Source organism: Actinomadura sp. WMMA1423, from assembly GCF_006547145.1.
Taxonomy (GTDB): domain Bacteria; phylum Actinomycetota; class Actinomycetes; order Streptosporangiales; family Streptosporangiaceae; genus Spirillospora.
Genome location: NZ_CP041244.1, coordinates 6,510,597 through 6,534,746, shown reverse-complemented (window position 1 = coordinate 6,534,746; position 24,150 = coordinate 6,510,597). Strand labels below are relative to the sequence as shown.

The following is a 24,150-nucleotide window of genomic DNA, read 5'->3' as shown; positions in this document are numbered from 1 at the left end:
GACCGGCCCCGGCGGGCGGCTTCTCCTTTTCCGGCCCCACCGCAACCTGCGTCCCAAACCCCCACCCTGAGCCGCACGGCGCACGTAGGTGTCTCCGGGGCGGGGGTTGTGGCGGTTGGACCCGGGAGGCAGGGCTAGGAGGGGGTTGCGGTTTTCAGGGCGGTTTCCAGGAGGGCGGGGGGCAGGGTGGTGCGCTCCACTCGGACGTCGTCGCAGCCGACCCATGACGCGGCGCGCCACAGGGCGGTGGCGAGGGACGCCGTCGAGGACTCCGTGCGGGCGGCGGTGCGGGTCGCCCAGGGCTCCAGGGACACCTGGCGGGCGATCAGTGTGCGGCCCTCCCTGGCGGGGTCGACTCGCCCGATGAGGCGGCCGCCGGCGAGGAGCGGCATCGCGAAGTAGCCGTGGACGCGCTTGCCCTTCGGGACGTAGGCCTCCAGGCGGTGGTCGAAGCCGAACACGCGGGAGGCGCGGGCGCGGTCCCACACGAGGGAGTCGAAGGGCGAGAGCAGCGCGGTGGCGTGCCTGCCCTTGGGCGCCGAGGCGAGCGCCCCAGGATCGGCCCAGGCGCGCCGGGGCCATCCGGCGACCTCGACCGGGACGAGCCCGGCCGCCTCCACCACGCGGTCGACCTGGTCCTGCTTGATCCGGTAGTAGTCGGCGAGGTCGGCGCGGGTGGCCACGCCGAGGGCGCGTCCCGCGCGGGCCACGAGGGCGGTCAGGCAGGCGTCGTCGTCCAGGTCCTGAGCGAGCAGGCCGGCGGGGACCGCGCGTTCGGCGAGGTCGTACACGCGGCGCCAGCCGGCCCGCTCGACGCAGACCACCTCGCCGATGTCCAGCAGCCACTCGATCCCGATCTTGTGGTCGCTCCAGTCCCACCAGTCGGCGCCGGCCCTGGCGCCGCCGAGCTCCTTGGTGGTGAGGGGGCCGTCCGCTGCCAGCCGGGCGCGGATCTCGTCGCAGACGCCCTCGGGCACCTTGTGCCAGCGCCAGCCCCGGCGCAGGTAGGCGCGGCGCCGGAACGCGAACAGCGGCCAGTCGGCCATGGGCAGGATGGACGCGGCGTGCGCCCAGTACTCGAACGTCCCGAGCCCGCCCGACGTCGGCGCGCTCACCGGGCGGGCGGGGGCGGGAGGTTCCGCGGCGGGCGGGCGGGGCTCGGAGCGCGCTGCTCCGCGCTTCGCGGTGCGGCCGCCGCCCCAGTACGCGGCCTCGATCTTGTCGCGCCCGACCGGGCCGAGGCGGGCGTAGGGGACCAGTTCGTGGGACCGGGCCAGGACCGAGATCGTGTCGAGCTGGACGGCGCCGAGCCGCTCCAGCATCGCCGGCACGCCCCCTCTCGGGCGCGCCCCCAGGAAGCCCTGGGCGCGCAGCTGGAGCCGCCGTGCCTCGTCCGCGCTTAGTTCCACCACGCGGGCGATGCTACGACACAACACCGACAAAGCCGGATTGCCGGTCTCCCGCGCTCAGGTGATCTCCAGCAGCTTCTCGCGGACGGCGTACACGACCGCCTCCATCCGGGAGTGGAGCTGGAGCTTCTCCAGGATGTTGCGGACGTGGTTCTTCACCGTGTTCTCGGAGATGAACAGCTCGCGGGCGATCTCCCGGTTGCCGAGGCCGCGCGCGACCAGGCGCAGGACCTCCATCTCGCGCTCGGTGAGGCGGGGCGCGGGGACCTGCTGGGTGCGCTCGTCGCTGCGCTTGGCCAGCGCGGCGAACTCGGTGATGAGCTTGGAGGCCATCGACGGGCTTATCAGCGACTGGCCGCCGTGGACGGCGCGGACGGCCTGCGGGACCTCGTCGATCGAGATCTCCTTGAGCAGGTAGCCGCTGGCCCCGGCCTTGATCGCCTCGAAGAGGTCCTCCTCCTCGTCGCTGATGGTCAGCATGACGATCTTCGCGCTGGGCGCGGCGTCCTTGATCGCGGTGCACGCCTCGATGCCGCTGCGGCGGGGCATGCGGATGTCCATGAGGACGACGTCCGGCAACAGGTCGCCGGCCATCTCGACGGCCTGCTGGCCGTCGCCGCCCTCACCGATGACCTCGATGTCGTCCTCGCCCTGGAGGACCATCTCCAGGCCGCGGCGGAACAGCGCGTGGTCGTCGACGATGAGCACGCGGATGGGGTCTGCCGCTCCGGTCGGCGATGCCGCCTCCCGGCCGGCGGGGGCGGTGCCGGCGCCGGCCTGGCGGGGAACCGCCGCGGCGTCGCGAGGCTCGGGATTCTCGCTCACCAGAGTCGCGGCGTGGAGGAGACGCCGCTTCCCCCTCTCACTATTCAGCGATATGGAACTGCCGGAGGGTCGTTCTCCTACGGGTGGTCCTCGGGAACTTACGGGGTCCGGGGACGAACCCGGGGGATTTCGGACCGGGGTGTCTCCCGTTCAACCGCCGCGCGCCCCGGGAGGTTCCCGGGACGCGCCGCGTCGCGGATCGGCGTGCGCCTTTTCAGATCATGACATGGTTCGGGCGGTCACGTGACGCGAGTACCGCATCACTCTTCGACGAGCCTGATGACTCCGTAGTCCCAGCCTCTTCTCCGGTACACGACCGAGGGGTGGCCCGTCGACTTGTCGCGGTACAGGAAGAAGTCGTGGCCGACGAGCTCCATCTCGAAGAGGGCCTGCTCGATGCCCATGGGCTCGGCCGGGTGGAACTTCTCCCGGACGACGAGGGGGCCGTCGCCTTCCATGGGGATGGGGACGAGGTTCTCCTCCTGGGAGACCGCCACGGGCTCGGTCTCCTCCTCGACCTCGACCGGCGGGGCGGCCGGCTTCACGGGCTCGGGCGCGGCGGCGGGGAATGCCTCGGGGAGCGTCTCCATCGTCGCGAGCTTGGCGCGGCCCTTGCCGCCGTGGCCCTTGCGCCGCTCCGAGTCCCGGCGGAGCCGCGACTCCAGCTTGTCAAGGGCGAGGTCGAGCGCCCCGTACCGGTCGTCCGCGGCGGCCTCGGCCCGGATCACCGGACCGCGGGAGCGGATCGTGAGCTCCACGCGCTCGCGCTGGTCGGCGAGCCGCGGGTTGCGTTCCTCGGACACCTCCACATCCACGCGGATGACCTTCTGGTCGAGCCGCTCGATCTTGGCCAACTTGGTGTCGACGTGCCGACGGAACCTGTCGTTGACCTCGGTGTGCCGGCCCCTGACGGTGATGTTCACGCGGGGACCCCCCTTCTCCCGGTTGCGATTCTGGTCCGCTCCGGGGCCCTGGCGGCCCCGGACGGGTACCACAGGACAATGGGTCGCACCCGCCCGGCCGACCTGGTCTTCGTCCCCACATCCGCCTGCTGAGGGGCTCGCGGCGCTCTCGCCACTACTGCCCTTCTCCCGGTTCGGGGGATGTCGGATCCCCCGACGGGGCAGGACTTACCTCTAAGGCGCACCGTGATCGGTCGACGAGAAGTCGCCTTACGTGGGCCGTTTCGCCTGCGCCTGGCATCGGCTAGCCGGATCGTCTGCCATGCCCCTGACGGGCACTGCGATCCAGCGCAACCACGGACCCGGGCGGGTGCCATGTGAGGAACGCTAACCCCTTACGCCACGAATGTCAGGGGGGTGAGGCGAGGAAAAACTCACTGACCGTCATCGTTGACTGCCTCAGCGAGGTCTCCCGTGCCCTGCCCGCGGCCCCCTCACGGGGGCGGAACGCCCGTGTGCGCGCCGTTCACGGGCCCAACGCCCGCCCAGGTCAACCGGGGCCGACGTCACGGCGAGTTTGCGAAATCTCTACTCCCTCAGGTCCCGATGTGACTTGATTAACTCCACACTGTCCCCTCACACCCCACCAGCCCGGCAAGTTTCACTACATGGAGTCACCAGAGTCGGTGGCGGGGCGTCGCCGCGATGGTGGCCGCTCCGGTCACCTCCCCTCCGGCCGCGCGCAGGGCCCGGGCGGCCTCGGCGAGTGAGGCGCCCGTCGTGACCACGTCGTCGACCAGCACGAGGCTGCGCCCGGCGATCTCGGCCCGCGCCTCGATGGCCCCGTCGAGGTTGGCGGCCCGTTCCTTGGCGGAGAGCCCCGCCTGGTCGGCGACGCGTCCCCGCTGGCGCAGGGCGTCCAGCGCGGTCACGGGAAGCCCGCTCGCACGGAGCCGGCGCACCGCGACGTCGACCGCGCCCCGCAACGGATCGTGGCCGCGCCGCCGCACGGCTCTGCGCCCTGACGGCACCCAAACCACCACCGGCGGACCGGGACCCGAAGGCAGGGCGGCGTGCACGGCCGTCGCCAGGGCCTCCCCCAGCGGGACGGCGAGCGCCGCGCGGCCGCGCTCCTTGTAGGCGGCCAGGATCGTCCGGAGCGGGCCCTCATAGGCGGCCACGGTCCACGGAGGGGGCAGGCCCGCGGGAGCCTGCCCCGCGGGCCGCGCCGCCGCCCTGAGGGGCCGCGCGCACGCGTCGCACAGCAGCACCGGATGCCGCCCGCACCCGGCGCAGTGCTGGGGAAGGAGCAGGTCGATCAGATCGGCGAGAACGCTCATGCCCCCGACGATGCCGGGCCCGCCCCGCCACCGCCCCGCCATCCACAAACTGTGGATAACTCTCGGCGCTCCGGTGCCGTCGGCCCGGTCAGCCGGGGTAGGAGGGGTCCTTGGCGGGGGTCGGGCACATCCAGGGGCTGTAGGAGTTGCTCGGGGAGCGCTGGCGGCAGACCTGGTCCTTGCCGGACGAGCGCGTGCCGATGAGGATCGGGGCGCCGGGGGCGGCGGCGATCGTGCGGGGCTCGCCGAGGGAGCCGACGCCCAGGGACGTGATGGCGCTTCCGCTGATCGGCATCAGGAACGGCAGCGTCTGCGAGTCGCGCTTGGCGCTTCCCAGGACGGCCAGGGTGCCGTAGTCGCGCCAGGCGAGGTCGATGGCGTCCTGGAGTTCGGAGCTGACGGGCAGGAACGAGCCGACGTCCAAGGCGCCGTCAGGGGCCCGGACGATGCGCCCCAGCTGGACCTGGGGACGGCCGTCGACGCGGGCGATCACGGCCGCGCGGACACCGTCGCGGGCGACGCGGAAGGCGAGGACCTCGCGGCCGCCGAGGCCCCAGTGGGCGGCGCGCACGGGCGGCTGCCCGCGCCTGCGCACCCACAGCGAGGACTCGTTCTTCTTCGTCTCCACGATCCACAGGGTGCCGTCGTGGCTCCAGGTCGGAGGCGTGAAGTGGGCCCCGGGCCGCGCGGTCAGCAGGACCCGGGCCGCGGGCTGGCCGGTGACGGGGCCGGCGACCAGGACCTGGCTCTGGTCGGCGCTCAGGCCCGCGAACTCCTGGTGGTCGGGAGCCACGGCGGGACGGGAGAGGCGGCCCGCGGCGCCGGTCACGACGGGCTGGGCGCGGTCGCTCTCCAGCGTCCCGAGGAAGCCGGAGGGGCCGACGACGTAGGCGTTCTGGTGGACGCCCTCGCCGGGGACCTGGCCGTCGGGCGAGTTGCCCTCCCAGGCGTTCACGGGCTGCGTGACGTCCATGTCGTCCGGCGCGACCGCCTTGCCCTCGATCGTCAGCCGCCACGACTTGATCTCCGACAGCTGCCGCATCGTCCACGCGAGCTGCGCCGACATCCGCTCGACGTCGCCGCCGCGGGCCTGCCCGGTGAGGTCGACGGTCGCGACCTCCTTGTCGATCTGCACGCCGCGCCGGAGCCGGGTGCCCTCCGGGAAGGCGGTCTCGACCGCGCCGTTCAGCCAGGAGGTCGGGCCGGCGAGCAGCGCCTGGACGAGCTGGGTGGGCAGCGTCTGCCGGTTCACGACGGGCAGGAAGATCCCGTTCGGGACGAGGGTGCGCCGGTCGGGCGCGAAGAAGAACAGGTTGACGGTGCGCATGGCGCGCTCGACGTCGTCCTTGGTGAGCAGGAGGCCGGCCTTGTCGTCGCCGGGCAGGCCGGTGATGCGCCAGACGCCCTGCGGTGTCTTGGCGAGCTGGAACGTCGCGTCGAGGGGCTTCGGGGAGGCGGTGTACTGCCCGTCGGCGGTGATCGTGCCGAGTTCCTCGCCGGTGATGCGGACCGTGGCCTGGTCCGCGGACGACTTGATCACGTGCGGGTCGGTGATGCGGCTCGCCAGCACGGTCACGAACGGCCGGAGCCCCGGGTTCCAGGACGTCTGGCCCGACAGGTACTGCTTGGCGACCCGGTGGCCGTCGTCGAAGCTCGCGGACGCCGCGAGGAACCCCGAGACGACCTGGTCGGGCCCCCACTCGGGGCGCGGCTTCACCGGGATCAGCCGTACGTAGGGGTCGTCGACCCGCTCGGCGCGCTCGGGGGGCCTGCCGGAGACGACCTGCCCGCCGCTCGGGACGTTCGCGCACCCGGCGCCGCCGACGACGAGCACGACGGCGGCGATCAGCCGCGTGATCCGCCGGGTTCCCGCGCAGGGGCTCATTCGCCGGCCTCCAGTTCCGCGAACAGCGGGCGGGCGTCGCCGGCCCCCGGCGGGACGAGCGGCAGCGGCGAGCCGCGGAGCTCGGCCCCGGCCGCGCGCGGCAGCGAGAGGCGGAACTGGGAGCCCGCGCCGGGCTCTCCCCACGCCTGGAGCCAGCCGCCGTGGAGCTGGGCGTCCTCCCGGGAGATCGACAGGCCGAGGCCGGTGCCGCCGGTGGTGCGGGCGCGGGCCGGGTCGGCGCGCCAGAAGCGGTCGAAGACCATCTGCCCCTCCCCCGGCTTCAGCCCGACGCCGTGGTCGCGGACGGCGACGGCGACGGCGTCGCGGTCGGCGCCGACGGAGACGACGATGTCCTCGCCGTCGCCGTGCTCGACGGCGTTGACGAGGAGGTTGCGCAGGATGCGCTCGACGCGGCGCCGGTCGACCTCGGCCATGCAGGGCTCGCCGGGCAGCTGGAGGATGACCTTGCTGCCCTTGCGCTCGGCGAGGCCCTGGATGTCGCCGACGACGCGCAGCACGAGGTCGCGCATGTCGAGGGACTCGGCGTCGAGCGTGGCGGCGCCCGCGTCGTGCCGGCTGATCTCCAGCAGGTCGGCCAGGAGGGACTCGAAGCGCTCCAGCTGGCTCTGCAGGAGCTCGGCGGACCGTCCGACGGACGGGTCGGAGAAGCCGTCGCGGTTCTCGTAGAGCATGTCCGCGGCGATCCTGATGGTGGTCAGGGGCGTGCGGAGCTCGTGGGAGACGTCCGAGACGAACTGGCGCTGCACCTGGGAGAGGTCCTCCAGCTCGCCGATCTTCTCCTGGAGGTTGGCGGCCATGTCGTTGAAGGAGCGGGCGAGCCGGGCGAGGTCGTCCTCTCCCCGGACCCGCATGCGTTCCTCCAGGCGTCCGGCGGCGAGCCTCTGCGCGCCCTGGGCGGCGAGCCGCACCGGGATCACGACCTGCCGCGTGACCAGGGAGGCGATCGCCGCCAGGAGCAGCACCAGCACGATGCCCACTCCGGCCAGGGACCGGCTGACGTTGGTGAGGGTCTGCTGCTCCTGCGTCAGGGGGAACAGGTAGTACAGCTCGAACTGTCCGGTCCTGCCGCCGACGATGAGGCCGCGCTCGTCCGGCCGGTGGCCGAAGTAGGACAGCTTGCCGTAGGTGTAGGCGCGGGAGCCGGCGGGCGCGTTCCTCAGCTCCTCGCGGAGCCTCTTGGGGACGCTCTCCTCGCGCAGCTCGTTCGTGCTGTACCCGTCGAAGTACTGCTCGGTGGTGTCGCGGATGTAGACCTCGTAGAGGCCGGACGGCCCGCTGCGCGCCTTCAGCCGGTCGATCGTCGAGTTCAGCCTGCTGCCGTCGCCGGTGGTGTTCCCGAGGTCGCGCTGGACCTGCGCCAGGCCGTCGTCCAGCTGGAGACGGGCCGCCTTGACCTTGCCGTCCATGAGCGCGGACGACACCTGCTGCATGAGGAAGGCGCCCAGGATCGCCACCACGATCGCGGAGATGAACAGGGTGGAGGTGACGACGCGGACCTGGATGGACCGCCGCCAGCGCAGGTAGCCGGCCCGCGCGCCCGCCTGCACGAAGCGGCGGACGGCGCCCAGCCCGCGCCGGACGAACCGCTTCGCCCTCCTCATGTCGGCTTTCATGGGAGGTCCGCGAGGCGGTACGGCGGTCCGGAGGGGCGCTGGTCGGTCATCGGCGTGTCACGGGGACGGCGGACGGAGGGAGGGGGGTCAGGCCGGGCCGGCCTTGTAGCCGACGCCGCGCACGGTGACGACGATCTCGGGCCGTTCCGGGTCCTTCTCGATCTTGGCGCGGAGCCGCTGGACGTGCACGTTCACCAGCCGGGTGTCGGCGGCGTGCCGGTAGCCCCAGACCTGCTCCAGGAGCACCTCGCGGGTGAACACCTGGCGCGGCTTGCGGGCGAGGGCGACGAGCAGGTCGAACTCCAGCGGCGTGAGCGGGATGTGCCGGTCGCCGCGCTTGACCGAGTGCCCGGCGACGTCGATGGTGATGTCGCCGATCTGCAGGGTCTCGGGCGCCGGCTCGTCGGTGCGGCGCAGGCGGGCGCGCACGCGCGCGACCAGCTCCTTGGGCTTGAACGGCTTGACGATGTAGTCGTCGGCGCCCGACTCCAGGCCGAGGACGACGTCCACGGTGTCGCTCTTGGCGGTCAGCATGACGATCGGCACGCCGGACTCGGCGCGGATCTGCCGGCACACGTCGATGCCGTCGGCCCCCGGCAGCATCAGGTCGAGCAGCACGAGGTCGGGCCGGGTCTCCCGGAACGCCTCGAGCGCCTTGTCGCCGTCGTGGACGAAGGAGGGCTCGAAGCCCTCGCCCCTCAGCACGATGCCGAGCATCTCGGCGAGTGCGAGATCGTCGTCGACGACCAGTACACGTCCTCTCATGGCCCTCATCGTCACAAAGTCGGGGTTCGGTGGAGTGGGGCGCTATGCTCCGGCGCCACCTCGCCAGGGAGAGATATGCCTCGGCGTGCAAGGTTACCCGCGTTTGCGTCGTACGGTGCTCCCCCTGATCGTCCGGGCGACTCGCGATCAAGGGGGCGGCCACCGAAACCACCGCAAGATTCACACCGCGCCCGTGACAGGATGACCTGACCGGCGGTCGCGGACCGGCCCGGAACGGGCCGGTCGGACGCGCCGCTGACCCCGCCGGAGATCGCAGGGAGACGGGATGCCGGGACCGGACGGCTGGGACGAGGCCGACGACGCCGACGCGGCGCGGGGCGTCCCGTTCCGCCCCATGTCCATCTCGGAGATGCTGGACGGGGCGATCGCCGGGATCCGGCGCAGGCCGCGCGCCACGCTGGGCCTGTCGGTGGCGGCCGCCACGGTGATCCAGGTGACGAGCTCGGTCGCCGCCTACTTCTTCATCGGCGAGCAGGCCCGCGACGAGATCACCCCCGACGTGCTGATGGAGTCGCTGGGCGCCCAGCTGACCCTGTCGCTGCTGGGGCTGGTGCTGTCGGCGTTCGGGATCCTGCTGCTGGCGGGCCTGGTGGCGCCGATCCTGGGGCGCGAGCTCGTGGGCATGCCGATCGGGCCGAGGCAGGCATGGCGGGACGCCCGGCCCCGGATCGGGCGGCTGGTCGCCACCGCGGCGGCCGTCATGGGCATGTCGCTGGGCGCCCTGGTCGTGCCGCTCGTCCCGTTCGTCCTGCTGATCGCCGCTGGGGCGCGCCCGGCCTTCGCGGTGCTCGCCGGGCTCTTCGGCTTCCCCGTCGGCATCGCGCTGATGGTGTGGCTGTACATACTGTTCGTCCAGGCGGTCCCGGCGGTGGTCATGGAGCGCCAGACCGTGGGCGGCGCGCTGCGCCGCGCCATGACGCTCTCCAAGGGGCGGTGGTTCCGGACGTGCGGGACGCTGCTGCTGGCCCTCCTCGTGACCGTGTTCATGGGGTTCTTCGCGCTGCGGATCCCGTTCCTGTTCGTGCAGCTGATCTTCTTCGGCGACTCCTCGGGCAGCGGCGCCACGATGGGCGCGCTCGCGGTGGACACCGCCGGCCGGATCGTGAGCTGGTCCGTGGTGATGCCGTTCGACGCGGGCGTGATCGCGGTGCTCTACATGGACCGGCGGATGCGCCGCGAGGGCTTCGACCTCGACCTGCGCACCCGGGGACGGTCCGCCGCGGCCGTCGCCGCCAAGGCGCGGGAGGCCGCCGGGGCCCAGGCGGCTCCAGGGGCGCCGGAGACCCTCGGTGGCCGGGGGGCGGCCGGTGAGCGGGACGGTGGCGGCGGCCGGAACGGCCCCGGCGACCGCGCCGGCGAGCAGGACGAGGGGTTCATCGACCTGTGGCGGACCGGTCCGGCCCAGGCACGTCCGTGGACGGGGGCGGGCACGTGATTCTCGATCCGGTCGGCCGCGACGAGGCCCGCGAGGCGGCCCGCCGCGAGCTGGAGAAGCAGATCTACCAGCGCGACAAGCCGTCCTGGCTGGAGCGCGCCTGGGACGACTTCTCCGAGTGGCTGCGCCACCTGTTCCAGCGGGCGCCCGCCCCGGAGTCGCAGAGCACCGGCGGCGGCTGGGTGTCGATCGCCATCATCGTCGTGATCGTGCTGGTCGCGGTCGCCCTGGTGGTGTGGCTGATGTGGGGGCGCGGGAACCCCCGCTCCCGCAAGGGCGCGCTGCTGGAGGACACGCCGTCCACGGCGTTCGACCACCGCGAGGCGGCCGAGCGCCACGCGGAGGCCGCGCGGTGGGCCGAGGCGATCCGCGAGCGGCTGCGCGCCATCGCCCGCGACCTCGAGGAGCGGGCGGTGCTGGCGGCCCGCCCGGGGCGGACGGCCGACGAGCTGGCCGCCGAGGCGGGCGCGGCGGTGCCGGAGCTGGCCGGCGAGCTGGCCGCGGGCGTGCGGATCTTCGACGACGTCTGGTACGGGGACCGCCCGGGCACCCCGGAGGGGTACGCGCGCATGAAGGAGCTCGACGAGCGGCTCCAGGCCGCGCGGCCGAAGCCGCTGGAGTCCGACGACCTCGCCCTGGCCGGGGCCGGCGACGACGAAGGGGGGCCGCGGTGGTGACCGCGTCCCCGCCGCGCGAGGGGCGGGCCGCGGCCGAGCCGTCCGCCCGGCAGGTCGCGGGGCGCCGCTGGCGTTCGGCGCGCGGGGTCGTCGCGGTGGTCCTCGCGCTGGTCGCCGTCGCGGTGGCACTGGCCGCGCTGCGCCCCTCCACGGCAGCCGAGGCGCTCGACCCGGAGTCGCCGAAGCAGGACGGCAGCCGGGCGCTCGCCGAGATCCTCCGCCAGAACGGCACGCCGGTCACGGTGGCCCGCAGCACCGGCGACGCGCTCGGCGCCGCCGTGCCGGGCTCGGTCCTGGTGGTGACCCGCACCGAACGGCTCACCGAGGACGACCTCGACCGGCTGAGCGGTACGCAGGCCGACGTCCTGCTCGTCCGGCCGACGTCGTTCGCGCTGGACGCGCTCGCTCCTCAGGTGCGCAGGCGGGGCCCGTCTCTCGAGGAGACCGCCGAGCCGGGCTGCGACCTGCCCGCCGCGACGCTCGCGGGGGCGGTCGCCTTCCACGAGTCGGACACCTACGATGCCTCGGGCGCCACCGCCTGCTACCGCAGCGACTATGGCGACGCGCGGCTCGTCCAGGTGCGCAACGGCGCGCACACCGTGACGGTGTTCGGCGCTACGGCGCCGCTGACGAACCGGAGGCTCACCGAAGAGGGCAACGCCGCACTCGCCATGAACCTGGCTGGTGCGGGCTCCTCGGTGGTGTGGCTCGTCCCCGAGGTCCCCAAGGCGGGTGACGGCGCGGGGCAGCGGTCGCTCGGCGACCTGCTGCCGTTCGGGGTGAAGCTGCTCATCCTCCAGCTGCTCGTCGCGGTGCTTCTGGTGGCCCTGTGGCGGGGCCGCCGCCTCGGCCCGGTCGTGGCGGAGTCTCTGCCCGTCGTCGTCCGGTCCGCCGAGACGGTCGAGGGCCTCGCCCGCCTGTACCGCGCCGGGCGCGCCCGCGACCGGGCCTCCGACGCCCTGCGCTCCGGCGCCCGCGAACGGCTCGTGCCGCTCCTCGGACTCCCCCGCAGCAGCGCGCAGGACCACTCCGCCGCGCAGGAGATCGTGTCCGCGGTCTCGCGCCGCACGGCGTACGACGAGACGTACGTCGGAGCGGCCCTGTACGGTCCTCAACCCTTGGACGACGCCGGGCTGATCGCCCTCACCGACGTCCTCGACGACCTGGAAAGGCAGGTACGCCAGTCTTGAACCCCCCTGTAGAGCTCGGGAAGGACGACGTGCCCGGCGGCGCCCCCGGCGCGAGGCCGGGCGCGATCCCGGAGGACGCCCGGCGCCAGGCCGAGACGGCCCGCGCGGCGCTCGCGGCCCTGCGCGGTGAGGTCGCCAAGACGGTCGTCGGCCAGGACTCCGTCGTCACCGGCCTGGTGATCGCACTGCTCTGCCGCGGCCACGTGCTGCTCGAGGGCGTCCCCGGCACGGCCAAGACGCTGCTCATCAAGACGCTGTCGCGGGCCCTCGACCTGGACTTCAAACGCGTCCAGTTCACCCCCGACCTGATGCCGGGCGACGTGACCGGCTCGCTGGTCTACGACAACAGGACGGCGGAGTTCGAGTTCCGCGAGGGACCGGTCTTCACCAACCTCCTGCTCGCCGACGAGATCAACCGGACGCCGCCGAAAACCCAGGCGTCCCTCCTGGAGGCCATGGAGGAGCGCCAGGTCTCGGTGGAGGGCTCCGCGCGCGCTCTGCCCGACCCGTTCGTGGTGTGCGCGACCCAGAACCCGATCGAGTACGAGGGGACCTATCCCCTGCCCGAGGCCCAGCTCGACCGGTTCCTGGTCAAGCTGACGGTGCCCGTCCCCACGCGGGACGAGGAGATCTCCATGCTCCAGCGGCACGCCTCCGGGTTCGACCCGCGCGACCTGTCCGAGGTGAAGGCGGTCGCCGGAGCGGCGGAGCTGGCCGCCGGGCAGGCCGCCGTCAGGACCGTGCACCTCGACCCCAAGGTCGCCGCCTACGTCGTGGACCTGTGCAGGGCCACCCGGCAGTCCCCGTCCCTCCAGCTCGGCGTGTCGCCGCGCGGTGCGACGGCGCTGCTGGCGACCGCCCGCGCCTGGGCCTGGCTGTCGGGCCGCGACTACGTCACCCCGGACGACGTGAAGGCGCTGGCCAGGCCCACGCTGCGGCACCGCGTCCAGCTCCGTCCGGAGGCGGAGCTGGAGGGCGCGACCGCCGACGGCGTGCTGGAGGGCATCCTCGCCCACGTCCCCGCCCCGCGCTGATGGCGCTGACCGGGCGCCTCGGGCTGCTGGCCCTGCTCGGCGCGATCGTCCCGCTGTTCGCGCCGAGCTGGTGGACGCTGTTCGCGGTGTGGGGCGTCCTGCTGCTCGGCGTCGTCGCCGACCTCGCCCTGGCCGGGAACGTGCGGGCCCTGCGCTTCCACCGCGCCGGCGACACGAGCGTGCGCCTCGGCGGGACGGCCGAGGTCTCGCTGGTCGTGGAGAACCTCGGCCGGCGGCGCCTCAAGGCCCGGCTCCGGGACGTGTGGCCGCCCAGCGCGGGCGCCGCGCCCCGCATGGTGAAGGTGGACGTCCCCGCCGGGGAGCGTCGCCGCGTCGAGATGGCGCTGACGCCGACCCGGCGCGGCGACCGCGAGGCCGTCACCGTCGTCGTCCGCTCCGTGGGGCCGCTCGGGCTGGCCGCGCGGCAGCTCTCGCGCTCCGCGCCCTGGACCGTCCGGGCGCTGCCCGCGTTCCCGTCCCGCCGCCACCTGCCGGCCAAGCTCGCCCGGCTGCGGGAGCTGACGGGCGCGCACGTCGCGCTGATCCGCGGGCAGGGCACCGAGTTCGACTCCCTGCGCGAGTACGTGGACGGCGACGACGTCCGGTCCATCGACTGGCGGGCGACGGCGCGGCGCGGCGACGTGGTCGTGCGGACCTGGCGCCCCGAGCGCGACCGGCGCATCTACCTCGTCCTCGACACCGGGCGCACGTCCGCGGGCCGCGTCGGCGACATCCCCCGGCTCGACTGCTCGATGGACGCGGCGCTGCTGCTCGGCGCCCTGGCGTCCCGCGCCGGCGACCGGGTCGACCTGCTCGCCTACGACCGCCGCGTCCGCGCCCGCGTCGAGGGCGCCTCCCGGACCGACCTGCTGCCCGCGATGGTGCACGCCATGGCGCCGCTGGAGCCGGAGCTGCTCGAATGCGACGCCGCCGGGATGGTGTCGACGCTGATGGCGCGCGTCCGGCAGCGCTGCCTGGTCGTGCTGCTCACCGAGCTGAACACGGCCGCGATCGAGGAGGGGCTGCTGCCGCTGCTGCCGCAGCTCACCGCCCGCCACCTCGTCATGATCGCCGCGGTGTCGGACCCGCGCCTCACGGAGATGGCGGAGGCCCGCGGCGACCTGGCGTCCGTCTACGACGCCGCCGCCGCCGAGCGCGCGAGAGCCGAACGCCGCCGCCTGACAGCCGAACTGAGAGGCCACGGCGTAGAAGTGGTGGACGCCCCACCAGCAGAAATAGCCCCCGCCCTAGCCGACGCCTACCTGGCCCTAAAGGCCGCAGGACGCTTGTAGGCCCCGAGCCCCGGCTGCAACCACGCAACAACCTGAATGGTTGCGATCGCGTCCGAAGGCAGGTTCGAGCTTGCGAGAACCTGATCGCGCAGCGAGCCGCCAGGCGAGACGGAGCGATGCCAGCGATCGCCCGCTTTTCTCGACGATGGAGGGCCGCCAGGCCCGAAGGAGGAGAGAAAAGCTAAGCAGACACCGGGGCCAGGTCTGGGTGGAGGTCGCTGTCGCCGGTCTCGCCTTGGCGGACGGCGCGGCGGCCGAGGACGATCACGTAGGCGAGGAACGCGGCCTCGGCCACGACGCCGATCGCGATGCGCAGCCATGTGATGTGGACCCAGCCGGTCACGAACCCCTCGATGAGGCCGGACACGAACAGCACCCCGACGAGGCCGATGGCGATGCTGACGGCCGCGCGGCCCTCCTCGGCGAGGGCCTGGCCGCGGCTCCGCGGACCCGGGTCGATGATCGTCCAGCCGAGCTTGAGGCCCCCGGCGCAGGCGAGGTAGACGGCGGTCAGCTCCAGCAGGCCGTGCGGGAGGATCAGCCCGAAGAACACGGCGCCCTTGCCGTAGGCGAACATCAGCCCGCCGCTGATCCCGAGGTTGACCTGGTTCAGCAGCAGGACGTACACGGTCGGGATGCCGAGCAGGATCCCGAAGATCAGCGCGGTCGCCGACACCCAGGCGTTGTTGACCCACACCTGGAACGCGAACGACGACGCCGAGTGCTCGGTGTAGTAGTTCGCGAAGTCGTGCTCGACGAGTTCGCGGATCTCGTCCGGCGTCCCGATGGTGGACTGCACCTCGGGGCTGTGCACGACCCAGATCGCCAGGGCGAGCGCCACCAGGTTGCCGAGGACGGCGTTGCCCAGCCACCACCACCGCATCCGGTACGCGGCGGCAGGGAACGACACGGTCGCGAAGCGGGTGACATCGCGCCAGAGCGGCGCCTGCGCGCCGGCCACCGAGGCCCTGCCGCGCGCCACGAGCGACGACAGCCGCCCGACGAGCTGCGGGTCGGGCGAGCTGGACCGCACGACCGACAGGTGCGTCGCCGTGCGCTGGTAGAGGTCGACGAGCTCGTCGGCTTCCGCGCCGGTCAGCTTCCGGCCGCGGTTGATGAGCCGTTCGAGGCGCACCCATTCGGCGTTGTGCTCGGCCACGTAGGCGTCGACGTCCACCCGGCGAGACTAACGCCTCGACCCGCGAAACCGGCACAATGGGGCGTCCGCCGCCATTGGAGGAAGAGGACATGGCCGATCTCGTCACCGGCGAGGCCGTCGCGCTCGACATCCGGGTCGCGCGGCTGGCCAGCCGCGGCTGCGCCCTCTTCATCGACCTGCTCCTCCAGTCCGTGCTGCTGAACACGGTCGTCTACGTCACGGCGATGACCTCGCTGGTGGCCGACGAGGCGTGGACGGTCGGGCTGACGCTGCTCGCCGTCGTGGCCGTCCTCGTCGGCTACCCGTGCCTGTTCGAGACGCTCACCCGGGGCCGGACGCTGGGCAAGATGGCCCTCGGGCTCCGCGTCGTCGGCGACGACGGCGGGCCGGTCCGGTTCCGGCAGGCGCTGGTGCGGGCGCTCGCCGGGTTCGTCGAGTTCTGGATGCTCTACGGCTCGCCCGCGCTGATCACCTCGTTCTGCAACCGGCGCGGCAAGCGGCTCGGCGACCTGTTCGCCGGGACGATCGTCATCCAGGAGCGGGTGCCCGCGTCGGCGCTGTTCGGCCCCGTCGCGGTGATGCCGCCGCAGCTCGCCTGGTGGGCGCGGACGCTGGAGCTCTCGATGGTGTCGGACGAGCTGGCGATGACGGCCCGGCAGTACCTGTCGCGGTTCTGGGAGCTGCTGCCGGAGGTCCGCGACTCGCTGGGGCAGCGGATCGCCTCGCAGGTCGTCGCGGCGGTGAGCCCGCCGCCGCCGGCGGGCGTGCGGCCCGAGATCCTGCTGTCGGCCGTCCTCGCCGAGCGCCGCCACCGCGAGGAGCGGCGGCTCGCGGAGCGCCGCGCACGCCGGATGCGCCGTTTCGGGCTTCCCGCGTGGGGCGCCGCGCCCGCCGCCGTCCCGGCGATGGCGATGGCGGGGCCCGCGCCGTCCGGCCCGCCGCGCCAGGGGCCTCCGGCTCCCCCGCCGTTCAGCGTGCCGGGGCCGGGCCAGCCGGGGTTCCTTCCGCCGGCCGACTACGGCGCGGGGCCGTACCAGAACGTCCTGAACGCGCCCCGGCCGCCCGCGCCGCACCCGGCGGGCCCCGCCGGGCCTCCGCCGCCGCAGGGCCCGTACCCGGGCTACTGACGGGCCGGCCTGACGTCAGCCGGGGAGCGAGCGCAGCTTCTCGGTCAGCGTCGGGCGCAGCTTCTTCAGGCACAGGACCGGCCGGAAGGCGCCCTCGCTCGTCATGTAGTTCGTGGCCTCGGCCGGGCACTCCTTCGTGGTGGACACCCTGCCGACGACCTTCGCGACGGCGTCGCCGGACCCGCACTCCGCCTTGCCCAGGTCGCCGATGTTGAACGAGGGGTCCTTGATGCAGTCGCCCGGGGACAGCACGCCGCCGCCCGCGCCCAGGCACAGCACCGGGTTCGCCGTGCTCCCGCCGCCGAGGGACCGCAGCTTCATGGTCTCCAGCGTGCCGGCCGGACACGACTTCTCCGCCGCGACGCGTGCGACCACCTTGCCGTACCAGTCCGGCTTGGAGCACGGCTGCTCCTTGCCGAAGCCGATGGAGCCGCTGCTCACGCAGTCGCCCGCCGTGAGGAAGGCTCCGCCCGCACCGGGGTCGCCGGGGTGGGCGCCCTTGAGGTTGCGCACGCACGCCTCGTAGTAGGTCTTCTCGTCCTTCTTCTCGCGGACGTTGGTGAAGCCGTCCGTGCCGCTCGGGCAGTCGGGCAGGGGACGCGAGCCGAACTGGAAGGCCGACGCCTCCTTCTTGCCGACGACCTTCAGCACCTTGGCCTTCGCCTTGGCGTCGTCGCAGCTCACCCGGAGGCTCGGCGGGATGCGGTCGCCGTCGTCCATCCCGAAGGCGGTGTCGACGCACTGCTCGGCCTTCACCGGGCCTGTCGGCGCGCCCGTCCCGTTGAGCGCGAGGAAGGCGACGCCGGCGAGCACGACCACGCCCGCGACCGCCACGGCCACCCACACGAGCGGCGAGGGCCTCTTCGCCGGCGGCGGACCCGGCGGACCCGCAGGCGGAAACGGACCGGTCGGCGGAAACGGACCGGGAGCCTGCGGGCCGGAGGCATGCGGGCCGGGCATCGGGGGTCCGCCCGCCGGCGGCCCGCCCCAGCCCCGCCCCTGTGCTTGCCCTTGCCCCTCCGGAACTTGCCCTTGCCCCTCTGGAACCTGCCCGTACACGCCGTAACCCCCCGTATCTGATCTTGTCGGACGAGTACGGAAAGATACCGCAGCCAGGTCAGGAGGGGTTCGCCAGGTTCGGCGGTGACTCCAGGGCGGTGAGCTCGATCCCGGGCGCGGCCAGCACGACGTCCCCGGCGATGTGCACCGTCTCGACCTCGCCTGTGGACAGGTCGGTGACCTCGTACTCCGAGACGGGCAGCGGCCCGGTCTCGGTCTCGTAGGCGGACGTCCCGACCAGCCGCCAGCGCCACAGGGCCGTCAGGGCCGACAGCGACGTCCCGCTCAACCGGACGAGACGGACGTCGGTCTGCGCGCCCTCGTCCAGCCCCAAGGACCGGGCGACGGCGACGAGGAACCCCGGGGAGTCGGCCAGGAAGCCCGACGCCTGCTCGGCGTGCTCGGTTCCCGTCTCACCGGCCGCGCGCACCCAGGCCAGTTCGCGGCCGGTCACGCCGCCGCGCACCCACCAGGCGGGGGCGACGACCTCGACGCGGATCTGGCGCCAGCGCGCGTCCACGACCAGGTCCACGCGGACCCCGTCGGAGCGCGCGGAGGTGTACCGCCACCCGGCGGGCCCGGGCGCGCACTGGAAACGCTCCTCGGCTCCCCCGTCGAGGTGCAGGTACGTCCCGGCGGGCACGGGTCAGGACCCGATGCGCCAGGAGTGCAGGTAGTCCTCCTGGTCCGGGGTGAGCAGGTCGATGGAGACCGACATCGAGGCGAGCTTGAGCCGCGCCACCTCAGTGTCGATCTCCTTCGGCACGTCGTGGACGGCCGGGGACAGCGACTCGTGCGCCGTGGCCAGCCACGCGCACGTGAGGGCCTGGTCGGCGAACGACATGTCCATCACGGCCGCGGGATGCCCCTCCGCGGCCGCCAGATTGACCAGGCGGCCCTCCGCGAGCAGCACCAGGCGCCGCCCGTCGGCCAGCACGTACTCGTCCGTCTGCGGCCGGATCGCGCGGTGCACCTCCACGGCCATGTCGCCGAGGGCCCGCACGTCGATCTCGACGTCGAAGTGCCCGGAGTTCGCGAGGATGGCCCCGTCCTTCATCACCGCGAGGTGGTCGGCGTTCACGACGTCGCGGTTCCCGGTGACGGTGATGAAGACGTCGCCCTCCGCGGCCGCCTCGGCCATGGGCCGCACGGCGAAGCCCTGCATGGTCGCGTCCAGCGCCTTCACCGGGTCGATCTCGGTGACGACGACCCGCGCCCCGAGGCCGCGCGCCCGCTCGGCCAGGCCGCGCCCGCAGTAGCCGAAGCCCGCGACGACCACGGTCTTGCCCGCCAGCAACGTGTTGGTGGCGCGGACGATCCCGTCGAGCGTCGACTGGCCCGTCCCGTACCGGTTGTCGAACATGTGTTTGGTGTCGGTGTCGTTCACCGCGACCACGGGGAACTTCAGCGCGCCCTCGCGGGCCATCTGGTGCAGGCGGATGACGCCCGTCGTCGTCTGCTCGCACCCCGCCTTCACGGTGCCGAGCAGATCCGTCCGGTCGGTGTGCAGGGTGTTGACCAGGTCGCAGCCGTCGTCCAGGACGAAGTCGGGCCCGGTCTCAAGCGCCTGGTGGATGTGCGCGTAGTACCCCTCGCGGTCGATGCCCGCGCGCGCGAACACCTCGGCCCCGTACTCCTCCACAAGCGCGGCGGCGGTGTCGTCCTGCGTGGACAGCGGGTTGGACGACGCCAGCGCCACGCTCGCACCGCCTGCCTGAAGGGTGCGGATGAGCCCGGCGGTCTCGGTCGTGATGTGCATGCACGCCGCGACCTTGAACCCCTCCAGCGGCCGGTCGGCGGCGAACCGCTCCCGGATCTGCCGCAGCACCGGCATGCTCCGGTCCGCCCACTCGATCCGCTTGACGCCCTCATAGGCCAGCGACCGATCCGCGATATCGCTCATCAACACCCCCACAAAGTAGCTGCCGGACGGGGCCTCACCCCGTCCGGCAGCCTCAAGCAGTGAACTCGGTACCAGTATCAGTACCGGTAGTGGTCGGCCTTGTAGGGGCCCTCCACGTGGACGCCGATGTAGGCGGCCTGCTCCTTGGTGAGCTCGGTGAGCTTGACGCCGAGGGCGTCGAGGTGGAGGCGGGCGACCTTCTCGTCCAGGTGCTTGGGCAGGACGTAGACGCCGATCGGGTACTCGTCGGTCTTGGTGAAGAGCTCGATCTGCGCGATGACCTGGTTCGTGAAGGAGTTCGACATCACGAAGGACGGGTGGCCGGTGGCGCAGCCGAGGTTCATCAGGCGGCCCTCGGCGAGGACGATGATGGAGTGGCCGTCGGCGAAGCGCCACTCGTGCACCTGCGGCTTGATCTCGATCTTCTCGACGCCGGGGGTCTTGGCGAGCCCCGCCATGTCGATCTCGTTGTCGAAGTGCCCGATGTTGGACACGATCGCCTGGTGCTTCATCCGGCCCATGTGCTCGGCCGTGATGATGTTGAAGTTGCCGGTGGTGGTGACGAAGATGTCTGCGCTCTCGACGACGTCGTCCAGGGTGGTGACCTGGAAGCCGTCCATCGCGGCCTGCAGCGCGCAGATCGGGTCGATCTCGGTGACGATGACGCGGGCGCCCTGGCCGCGCAGCGCGTCGGCGCAGCCCTTGCCCACGTCGCCGTAGCCGCAGACGACGGCGACCTTGCCGCCGATCAGCACGTCGGTGGCGCGGTTGAGGCCGTCGATGACCGAGTGGCGGCAGCCGTACTTGTTGTCGAACTTCGACTTGGTGACCGAGTCGTTGACGTTGATCGCCGGGAACGCGAGGGTACCGGCCTTCGCCATCTCGTAGAGGCGGTGGACGCCGGTGGTGGTCTCCTCGGTGACGCCCTTGATCGCCGCGGCGGTCTCGGTCCAGCGGCCGGGCTTGTCGGCGATGGTGCGGCGCAGGGTCTCGAGGATGATGCCCCACTCCTCGGGGTCGTCCTCGGTGGCGGCCGGCACGGCGCCCGCCTTCTCGTACTCGGCGCCCTTGTGGACGAGCAGGGTGGCGTCGCCGCCGTCGTCCAGGATCATGTTGGGGCCGGTGCCGTCCGGCCACTGGAGGGCCTGGTCCGTGCACCACCAGTACTCTTCGAGCGTCTCGCCCTTCCACGCGAACACCGGGACGCCCTTCGGGTCGTCGACGGTGCCCTCCTTGCCCACGACGATCGCGGCGGCCGCGTGGTCCTGGGTGGAGAAGATGTTGCACGAGACCCAGCGGACGTCGGCGCCGAGTTCGACCAGCGTCTCGATCAGCACGGCCGTCTGGATCGTCATGTGCAGCGAGCCCATGATCTTGGCGCCGCGCAGCGGCTTGGCGGCGGCGTACTCCTCGCGCACCGCCATCAGGCCCGGCATCTCGTGCTCGGCGAGCCGGATCTCCCGGCGCCCGAAGTCGGCCAGCGAAAGGTCGGCGACCTTGTAGTCCATGCTTTCGTTGCTCCCTTGGTGTGTGCGCGCCGTCGGGTACGCGAGGTCGTGGCGGGCGAGTGCGCGGCCGCGCCAACGGTGGCGAGTCTACGGGCGCCGGGCGCGCCAGGGCACGGCCGGGGGCGACTTCCTGACACTAATTTGTCAGAATCACCCCATGCGTATCACGGAGGCCGCCCGGCGGCTCGGCACCTCCCCCCGGATGCTCCGCTACCGGGAGGCCCTCGGCCTGCTGCCCGTCACCCGCGAGGCGGCCGTGGCCCGGCGCGGCGGCGGCCACCGCCGCTTCGGCGACGCCGAACTGCGCGCCGTCGCGCTCGCCCTCGCCCTGGAGAAGCGCTACGACATCGGCCCCGCCGAGCTGGCCTTCGGCCTGCGGGTCCTGGCCGAACCCCAGGTCCAGGCCCACGTGCGCGAACTCGGCGAACGCATAGGCCGCCTCTCCGCACCCCCCACCCGAGCCCTGGACTTCGAAAAGGAAAAGGCAATGCGCCTCCTCCGCCGCCGTCCATGATCGTTCAGACCGTCCCACCGGCCTCAGCCAACACAGCAACCACGCAACAACCTGAATGGCTGCGATCGCGTCCGAAGGCAGGGGCGAGCGAAGCGAGAACCTGATCGCGCAGCGAGCCGCAAGGCGAGCCGGAGCGATGCCAGCGATCGCCCGCGTTTCTCGACGATGGAGGGCCGCCAGGCCCGAAGGAGGAGAGAAAAGCCATTAACTCGCGTTTTCTCCGGGGACTACTACGCCTGATTCGTAGGCGAGCATGACCGCTTGGGCGCGGTCGCGGAGGCCGAGTTTGGTGAAGACGCGGGCCACGTGCGTCTTGACGGTGTGCTCGCTGACGAACAGGCGCTGGGCGATCTCGCCGTTGGACAGGCCGCCCGCGATCAGGACGAGCACCTCGGTCTCGCGGGCGGTCAGCGTCGACAGCTCCGACGGCGCCTGCGGGCGGTTGCGGCGCTGCTTGGTGAACTCGCGGATGAGGCGTCCCGTGACCTGCGGGGCCAGCAGGGAGTCGCCGCGCGCCACCACCCGGACCGCCGAGACCAGCTCGTCGGCGGTCGCGTCCTTCAGCAGGAAGCCGCTCGCGCCGACGGCGAGGGCCTCGTAGACGTACTCGTCCACGTCGAACGTGGTGAGCACCAGCACCCGGACGCTCTCCGAGCCGGGCAGCGCGAGGATGCGGCGGGTGGCCTCGATGCCGTCCATGCCGGGCATCCGGATGTCCATCACGACGACGTCCGGGCGGCGGCGCTCGGCGAGCGCGACGGCCTCGCGGCCGTCGCCTGCCTCGCCGATCACGGTGATGTCGTCCTGGGCGGCGAGCAGGGCGGCGAACCCGGCCCGCACGATCGTCTGGTCGTCGACGATCAGCACGTTGATCACAGCGGCCGCCCCGGAGGCGGGAGGACGGCCGGGTCAGGGGCGGCCGGGCGGCGCCTGCGAACCGTTTCCACGGAAGGAATTCCCCTCATTCGTCACCGGAAGCTCGGCCTCCACCAGGAACCCGCCCTGGGTGGCGGGGCCGGCGGAGAACCGCCCGCCCAGCATGGTCGCACGTTCCCGCATGCCCACGAGGCCGTGTCCGCCACCCGGCCCGGACGTCTCGAGACGGGTCCGGCCGGCGTCCGCGGAGGTCGGGCCCGCAGGGTCCGCTCCTGCTGTACGAGGACCGGGATTCGGCCGGTTCAGGACCTGGGTGGCCGCCGAGGCGCCGTTGTCCTGGACGCGGACCGCCAACCGGTCCGGCAGGAAGGTGAGGTCGACGCGGACGCCCGCGCCGGGCGCGTGCCGCCGCGCGTTGGTCAGCGCCTCCTGGACGATCCGGTACGCCGACAGCTCCACCGTCGTGGACAGGGCGCGCGGGTCGCCGTGCACGGCGAGGTCGACGTGGCCGCCGGCGCCGCGGTGCTGCTCGATCAGGTCGGGCAGCCGGTCCAGGCGCGGCTGCGGGGAGTTCGCCGCCTCCGGCTCGGGCGCGGCGTCGGCGCGCAGCACGCTGAGCAGCCGCCGCATCTCCACCAGCGCCTCCCGGGCCGTCTTGGCGATCTCGGTGTAGCCGGCGCGGGCCTCGGGCGACAGGCTCTCCATCGTGTACGGCGCGGTCTCGGCCTGCACGGCGATCATGGAGACGGAGTGCGCGACGACGTCGTGCAGCTCCCGGGCGATGCGGGCGCGCTCGCGCATGACGGCCTGCTCCCGCTGGACGGCGGTGAGCCGGGTGAGGGTCTCGTTGGTGCGCTCGGCGGCCTCCGCCTCCGTGCGTCCCGCGGACTCCACGACGCGCCGCGCGTCCCCGAGGCCGATGGCGGCGAGCACCGCGACGATCGCCGCGGGCCAGGGGACGTCGTCGAGCGTCCCGGTCGCGAGGTAGACGACTCCGAGGGCGGCGACACTGCCGACCGCCAGGACGCCGGTGGACTGGCGGGGCAGCCCCCGGCCCAGCGCGTACAGCGTGTAGAGGGCCGCGAAGCTGGTCGTGACCAGCAGGAGCTGCCCGGTGAGCAGGCTCGCCGCGACCGCGCTGAGCACGACCGCCGCGACGGCGCGCAGGTTCTCCCGGCGCCACACGAGCGGGAGCGTCGCCGCGACCGCGAACCCGCCCGCCAGGCTGATCGGCGAGTCGACGCGCGGCGCCAGCTCGGCCAGCGCCGCGATCGTCAGGGCCAGCCCGGTCAGGGGCGCGAAGTACCAGGACCCGACGACGTCCCGCCACGTTTTGATCCAGCGGGGCAGCGGCGCCGTCTGCCCGGCCGGGACCCCGGGACCGGGTCCCGCCCGGCCGTTCAGGCGCGCGCCGAGCCTGACCGCCAGCGGGCGCAGGAGCGTGCCGATGCCCGTCAGGATCCACAGCAGCAGCTGCCCGACCCCCGCTACGATCCGGCCGGACAGCCGCCACGCGTGGTGCGCGACGGCTGGGCCGAACCCCGCGGGGTCGGGTCCGGTCCGGGCCTTGTCGTCGGTCGTCACCCCTCAATACT

At 73.1% G+C, this 24,150-nt stretch carries 21 protein-coding genes; 7 read left to right on the top strand and 14 right to left on the bottom strand.

Annotation, left to right across the window (positions count from 1 at the left end; all coding sequences use genetic code 11):
- Positions 1 to 134 precede the first annotated feature (134 nt).
- From FKD65_RS30255 to mtrA, 7 genes are all read right to left on the bottom strand, one after another.
- Positions 135 to 1,409 carry a winged helix-turn-helix domain-containing protein gene (locus FKD65_RS30255; RefSeq protein WP_240810379.1) on the bottom strand — a complete coding sequence of 425 codons (1,275 nt, stop codon included), beginning with the start codon at positions 1,407 to 1,409 and terminating at the stop codon, positions 135 to 137.
- A gap of 57 nt (positions 1,410 to 1,466) precedes the next feature.
- On the bottom strand, positions 1,467 to 2,123 hold the full coding sequence (locus FKD65_RS30250) for a response regulator transcription factor (RefSeq protein WP_235036812.1): 657 nt from the start codon (positions 2,121 to 2,123) through the stop codon (positions 1,467 to 1,469).
- Positions 2,124 to 2,494: 371 nt separating this feature from the next.
- Positions 2,495 to 3,157 (bottom strand): ribosome-associated translation inhibitor RaiA, encoded by a 663-nt coding sequence (gene raiA / locus FKD65_RS30245; protein ID WP_141581180.1) that lies wholly within the window; start codon positions 3,155 to 3,157, stop codon positions 2,495 to 2,497.
- A 653-nt stretch (positions 3,158 to 3,810) separates the two neighbouring features.
- A complete protein-coding gene (locus FKD65_RS30240; protein ID WP_141581178.1) occupies positions 3,811 to 4,476 on the bottom strand; it encodes a ComF family protein in 666 nt (221 codons plus the stop codon).
- 88 nt (positions 4,477 to 4,564) lie between these two features.
- Entirely contained in the window at positions 4,565 to 6,361 is a 1,797-nt protein-coding gene (locus tag FKD65_RS30235) for an LpqB family beta-propeller domain-containing protein (protein ID WP_141581176.1), read from the bottom strand.
- Entirely contained in the window at positions 6,358 to 7,983 is a 1,626-nt protein-coding gene (gene mtrB / locus FKD65_RS30230; RefSeq protein ID WP_141581175.1) for an MtrAB system histidine kinase MtrB, read from the bottom strand. The genes FKD65_RS30235 and mtrB overlap by 4 nt, the downstream gene beginning before the upstream one ends.
- Positions 7,984 to 8,082: 99 nt before the next feature.
- Positions 8,083 to 8,760, bottom strand: coding sequence for an MtrAB system response regulator MtrA (mtrA, locus tag FKD65_RS30225; protein ID WP_021598338.1), 678 nt, complete (start codon positions 8,758 to 8,760; stop codon positions 8,083 to 8,085).
- A gap of 286 nt (positions 8,761 to 9,046) precedes the next feature.
- Here mtrA and FKD65_RS30220 point away from each other — a divergent pair, with 286 nt between their 5' ends.
- The 5 genes from FKD65_RS30220 (at position 9,047) to FKD65_RS30200 (ending at position 14,409) form a co-directional block, all read left to right on the top strand.
- Positions 9,047 to 10,216 (top strand): hypothetical protein, encoded by a 1,170-nt coding sequence (locus FKD65_RS30220; protein ID WP_141581173.1) that lies wholly within the window; start codon positions 9,047 to 9,049, stop codon positions 10,214 to 10,216.
- Complete coding sequence (locus FKD65_RS30215) at positions 10,213 to 10,893, top strand: DUF4129 domain-containing protein (RefSeq protein WP_141581170.1); 681 nt, start codon at positions 10,213 to 10,215, stop codon at positions 10,891 to 10,893. The genes FKD65_RS30220 and FKD65_RS30215 overlap by 4 nt, the downstream gene beginning before the upstream one ends.
- Positions 10,887 to 12,083, top strand: coding sequence for a DUF4350 domain-containing protein (locus FKD65_RS30210; protein WP_240809671.1), 1,197 nt, complete (start codon positions 10,887 to 10,889; stop codon positions 12,081 to 12,083). The genes FKD65_RS30215 and FKD65_RS30210 overlap by 7 nt, the downstream gene beginning before the upstream one ends.
- 65 nt (positions 12,084 to 12,148) lie before the next feature.
- The gene (locus FKD65_RS30205; RefSeq protein WP_240810378.1) at positions 12,149 to 13,117 is read left to right on the top strand and encodes a MoxR family ATPase; all 969 of its coding nucleotides are present in this window, start codon (positions 12,149 to 12,151) and stop codon (positions 13,115 to 13,117) included.
- Positions 13,117 to 14,409, top strand: coding sequence for a DUF58 domain-containing protein (locus FKD65_RS30200; protein ID WP_141581165.1), 1,293 nt, complete (start codon positions 13,117 to 13,119; stop codon positions 14,407 to 14,409). The genes FKD65_RS30205 and FKD65_RS30200 overlap by 1 nt, the downstream gene beginning before the upstream one ends.
- Positions 14,410 to 14,590: 181 nt before the next feature.
- Here FKD65_RS30200 and FKD65_RS30195 read toward each other — a convergent pair whose 3' ends face one another.
- Entirely contained in the window at positions 14,591 to 15,586 is a 996-nt protein-coding gene (locus FKD65_RS30195; RefSeq protein ID WP_141581163.1) for a stage II sporulation protein M, read from the bottom strand.
- 71 nt (positions 15,587 to 15,657) lie between these two features.
- Between FKD65_RS30195 and FKD65_RS30190 the strand changes: the two genes are divergently transcribed.
- Positions 15,658 to 16,695, top strand: coding sequence for an RDD family protein (locus FKD65_RS30190; protein WP_141581160.1), 1,038 nt, complete (start codon positions 15,658 to 15,660; stop codon positions 16,693 to 16,695).
- Positions 16,696 to 16,710: 15 nt separating this feature from the next.
- Here FKD65_RS30190 and FKD65_RS30185 read toward each other — a convergent pair whose 3' ends face one another.
- The 4 genes from FKD65_RS30185 to ahcY (FKD65_RS30170) all read right to left on the bottom strand — a co-directional run bounded on the left by FKD65_RS30185 (position 16,711) and on the right by ahcY (FKD65_RS30170) (position 21,165).
- Positions 16,711 to 17,535, bottom strand: coding sequence for a hypothetical protein (locus FKD65_RS30185; RefSeq protein ID WP_141581158.1), 825 nt, complete (start codon positions 17,533 to 17,535; stop codon positions 16,711 to 16,713).
- Between the two features lie 277 nt (positions 17,536 to 17,812).
- Positions 17,813 to 18,397, bottom strand: coding sequence for a hypothetical protein (locus FKD65_RS30180; RefSeq protein ID WP_141581155.1), 585 nt, complete (start codon positions 18,395 to 18,397; stop codon positions 17,813 to 17,815).
- Positions 18,398 to 18,400: 3 nt separating this feature from the next.
- Positions 18,401 to 19,657, bottom strand: a complete 1,257-nt coding sequence (gene ahcY / locus FKD65_RS30175) for an adenosylhomocysteinase (RefSeq protein ID WP_141581153.1) — start codon at positions 19,655 to 19,657, stop codon at positions 18,401 to 18,403.
- Between the two features lie 77 nt (positions 19,658 to 19,734).
- On the bottom strand, positions 19,735 to 21,165 hold the full coding sequence (gene ahcY / locus FKD65_RS30170) for an adenosylhomocysteinase (protein WP_141581151.1): 1,431 nt from the start codon (positions 21,163 to 21,165) through the stop codon (positions 19,735 to 19,737).
- Between the two features lie 157 nt (positions 21,166 to 21,322).
- Between ahcY (FKD65_RS30170) and FKD65_RS30165 the strand changes: the two genes are divergently transcribed.
- The gene (locus FKD65_RS30165) at positions 21,323 to 21,679 is read left to right on the top strand and encodes a MerR family transcriptional regulator (protein ID WP_141581149.1); all 357 of its coding nucleotides are present in this window, start codon (positions 21,323 to 21,325) and stop codon (positions 21,677 to 21,679) included.
- Positions 21,680 to 21,883: 204 nt separating this feature from the next.
- Here FKD65_RS30165 and FKD65_RS30160 read toward each other — a convergent pair whose 3' ends face one another.
- Entirely contained in the window at positions 21,884 to 22,555 is a 672-nt protein-coding gene (locus tag FKD65_RS30160) for a response regulator transcription factor (RefSeq protein WP_141581147.1), read from the bottom strand.
- A 33-nt stretch (positions 22,556 to 22,588) separates the two neighbouring features.
- Positions 22,589 to 24,139: a sensor histidine kinase gene (locus FKD65_RS30155; RefSeq protein ID WP_141581145.1), complete on the bottom strand. Its 1,551-nt coding sequence runs from the start codon at positions 24,137 to 24,139 to the stop codon at positions 22,589 to 22,591.
- Positions 24,140 to 24,150 lie beyond the last annotated feature (11 nt).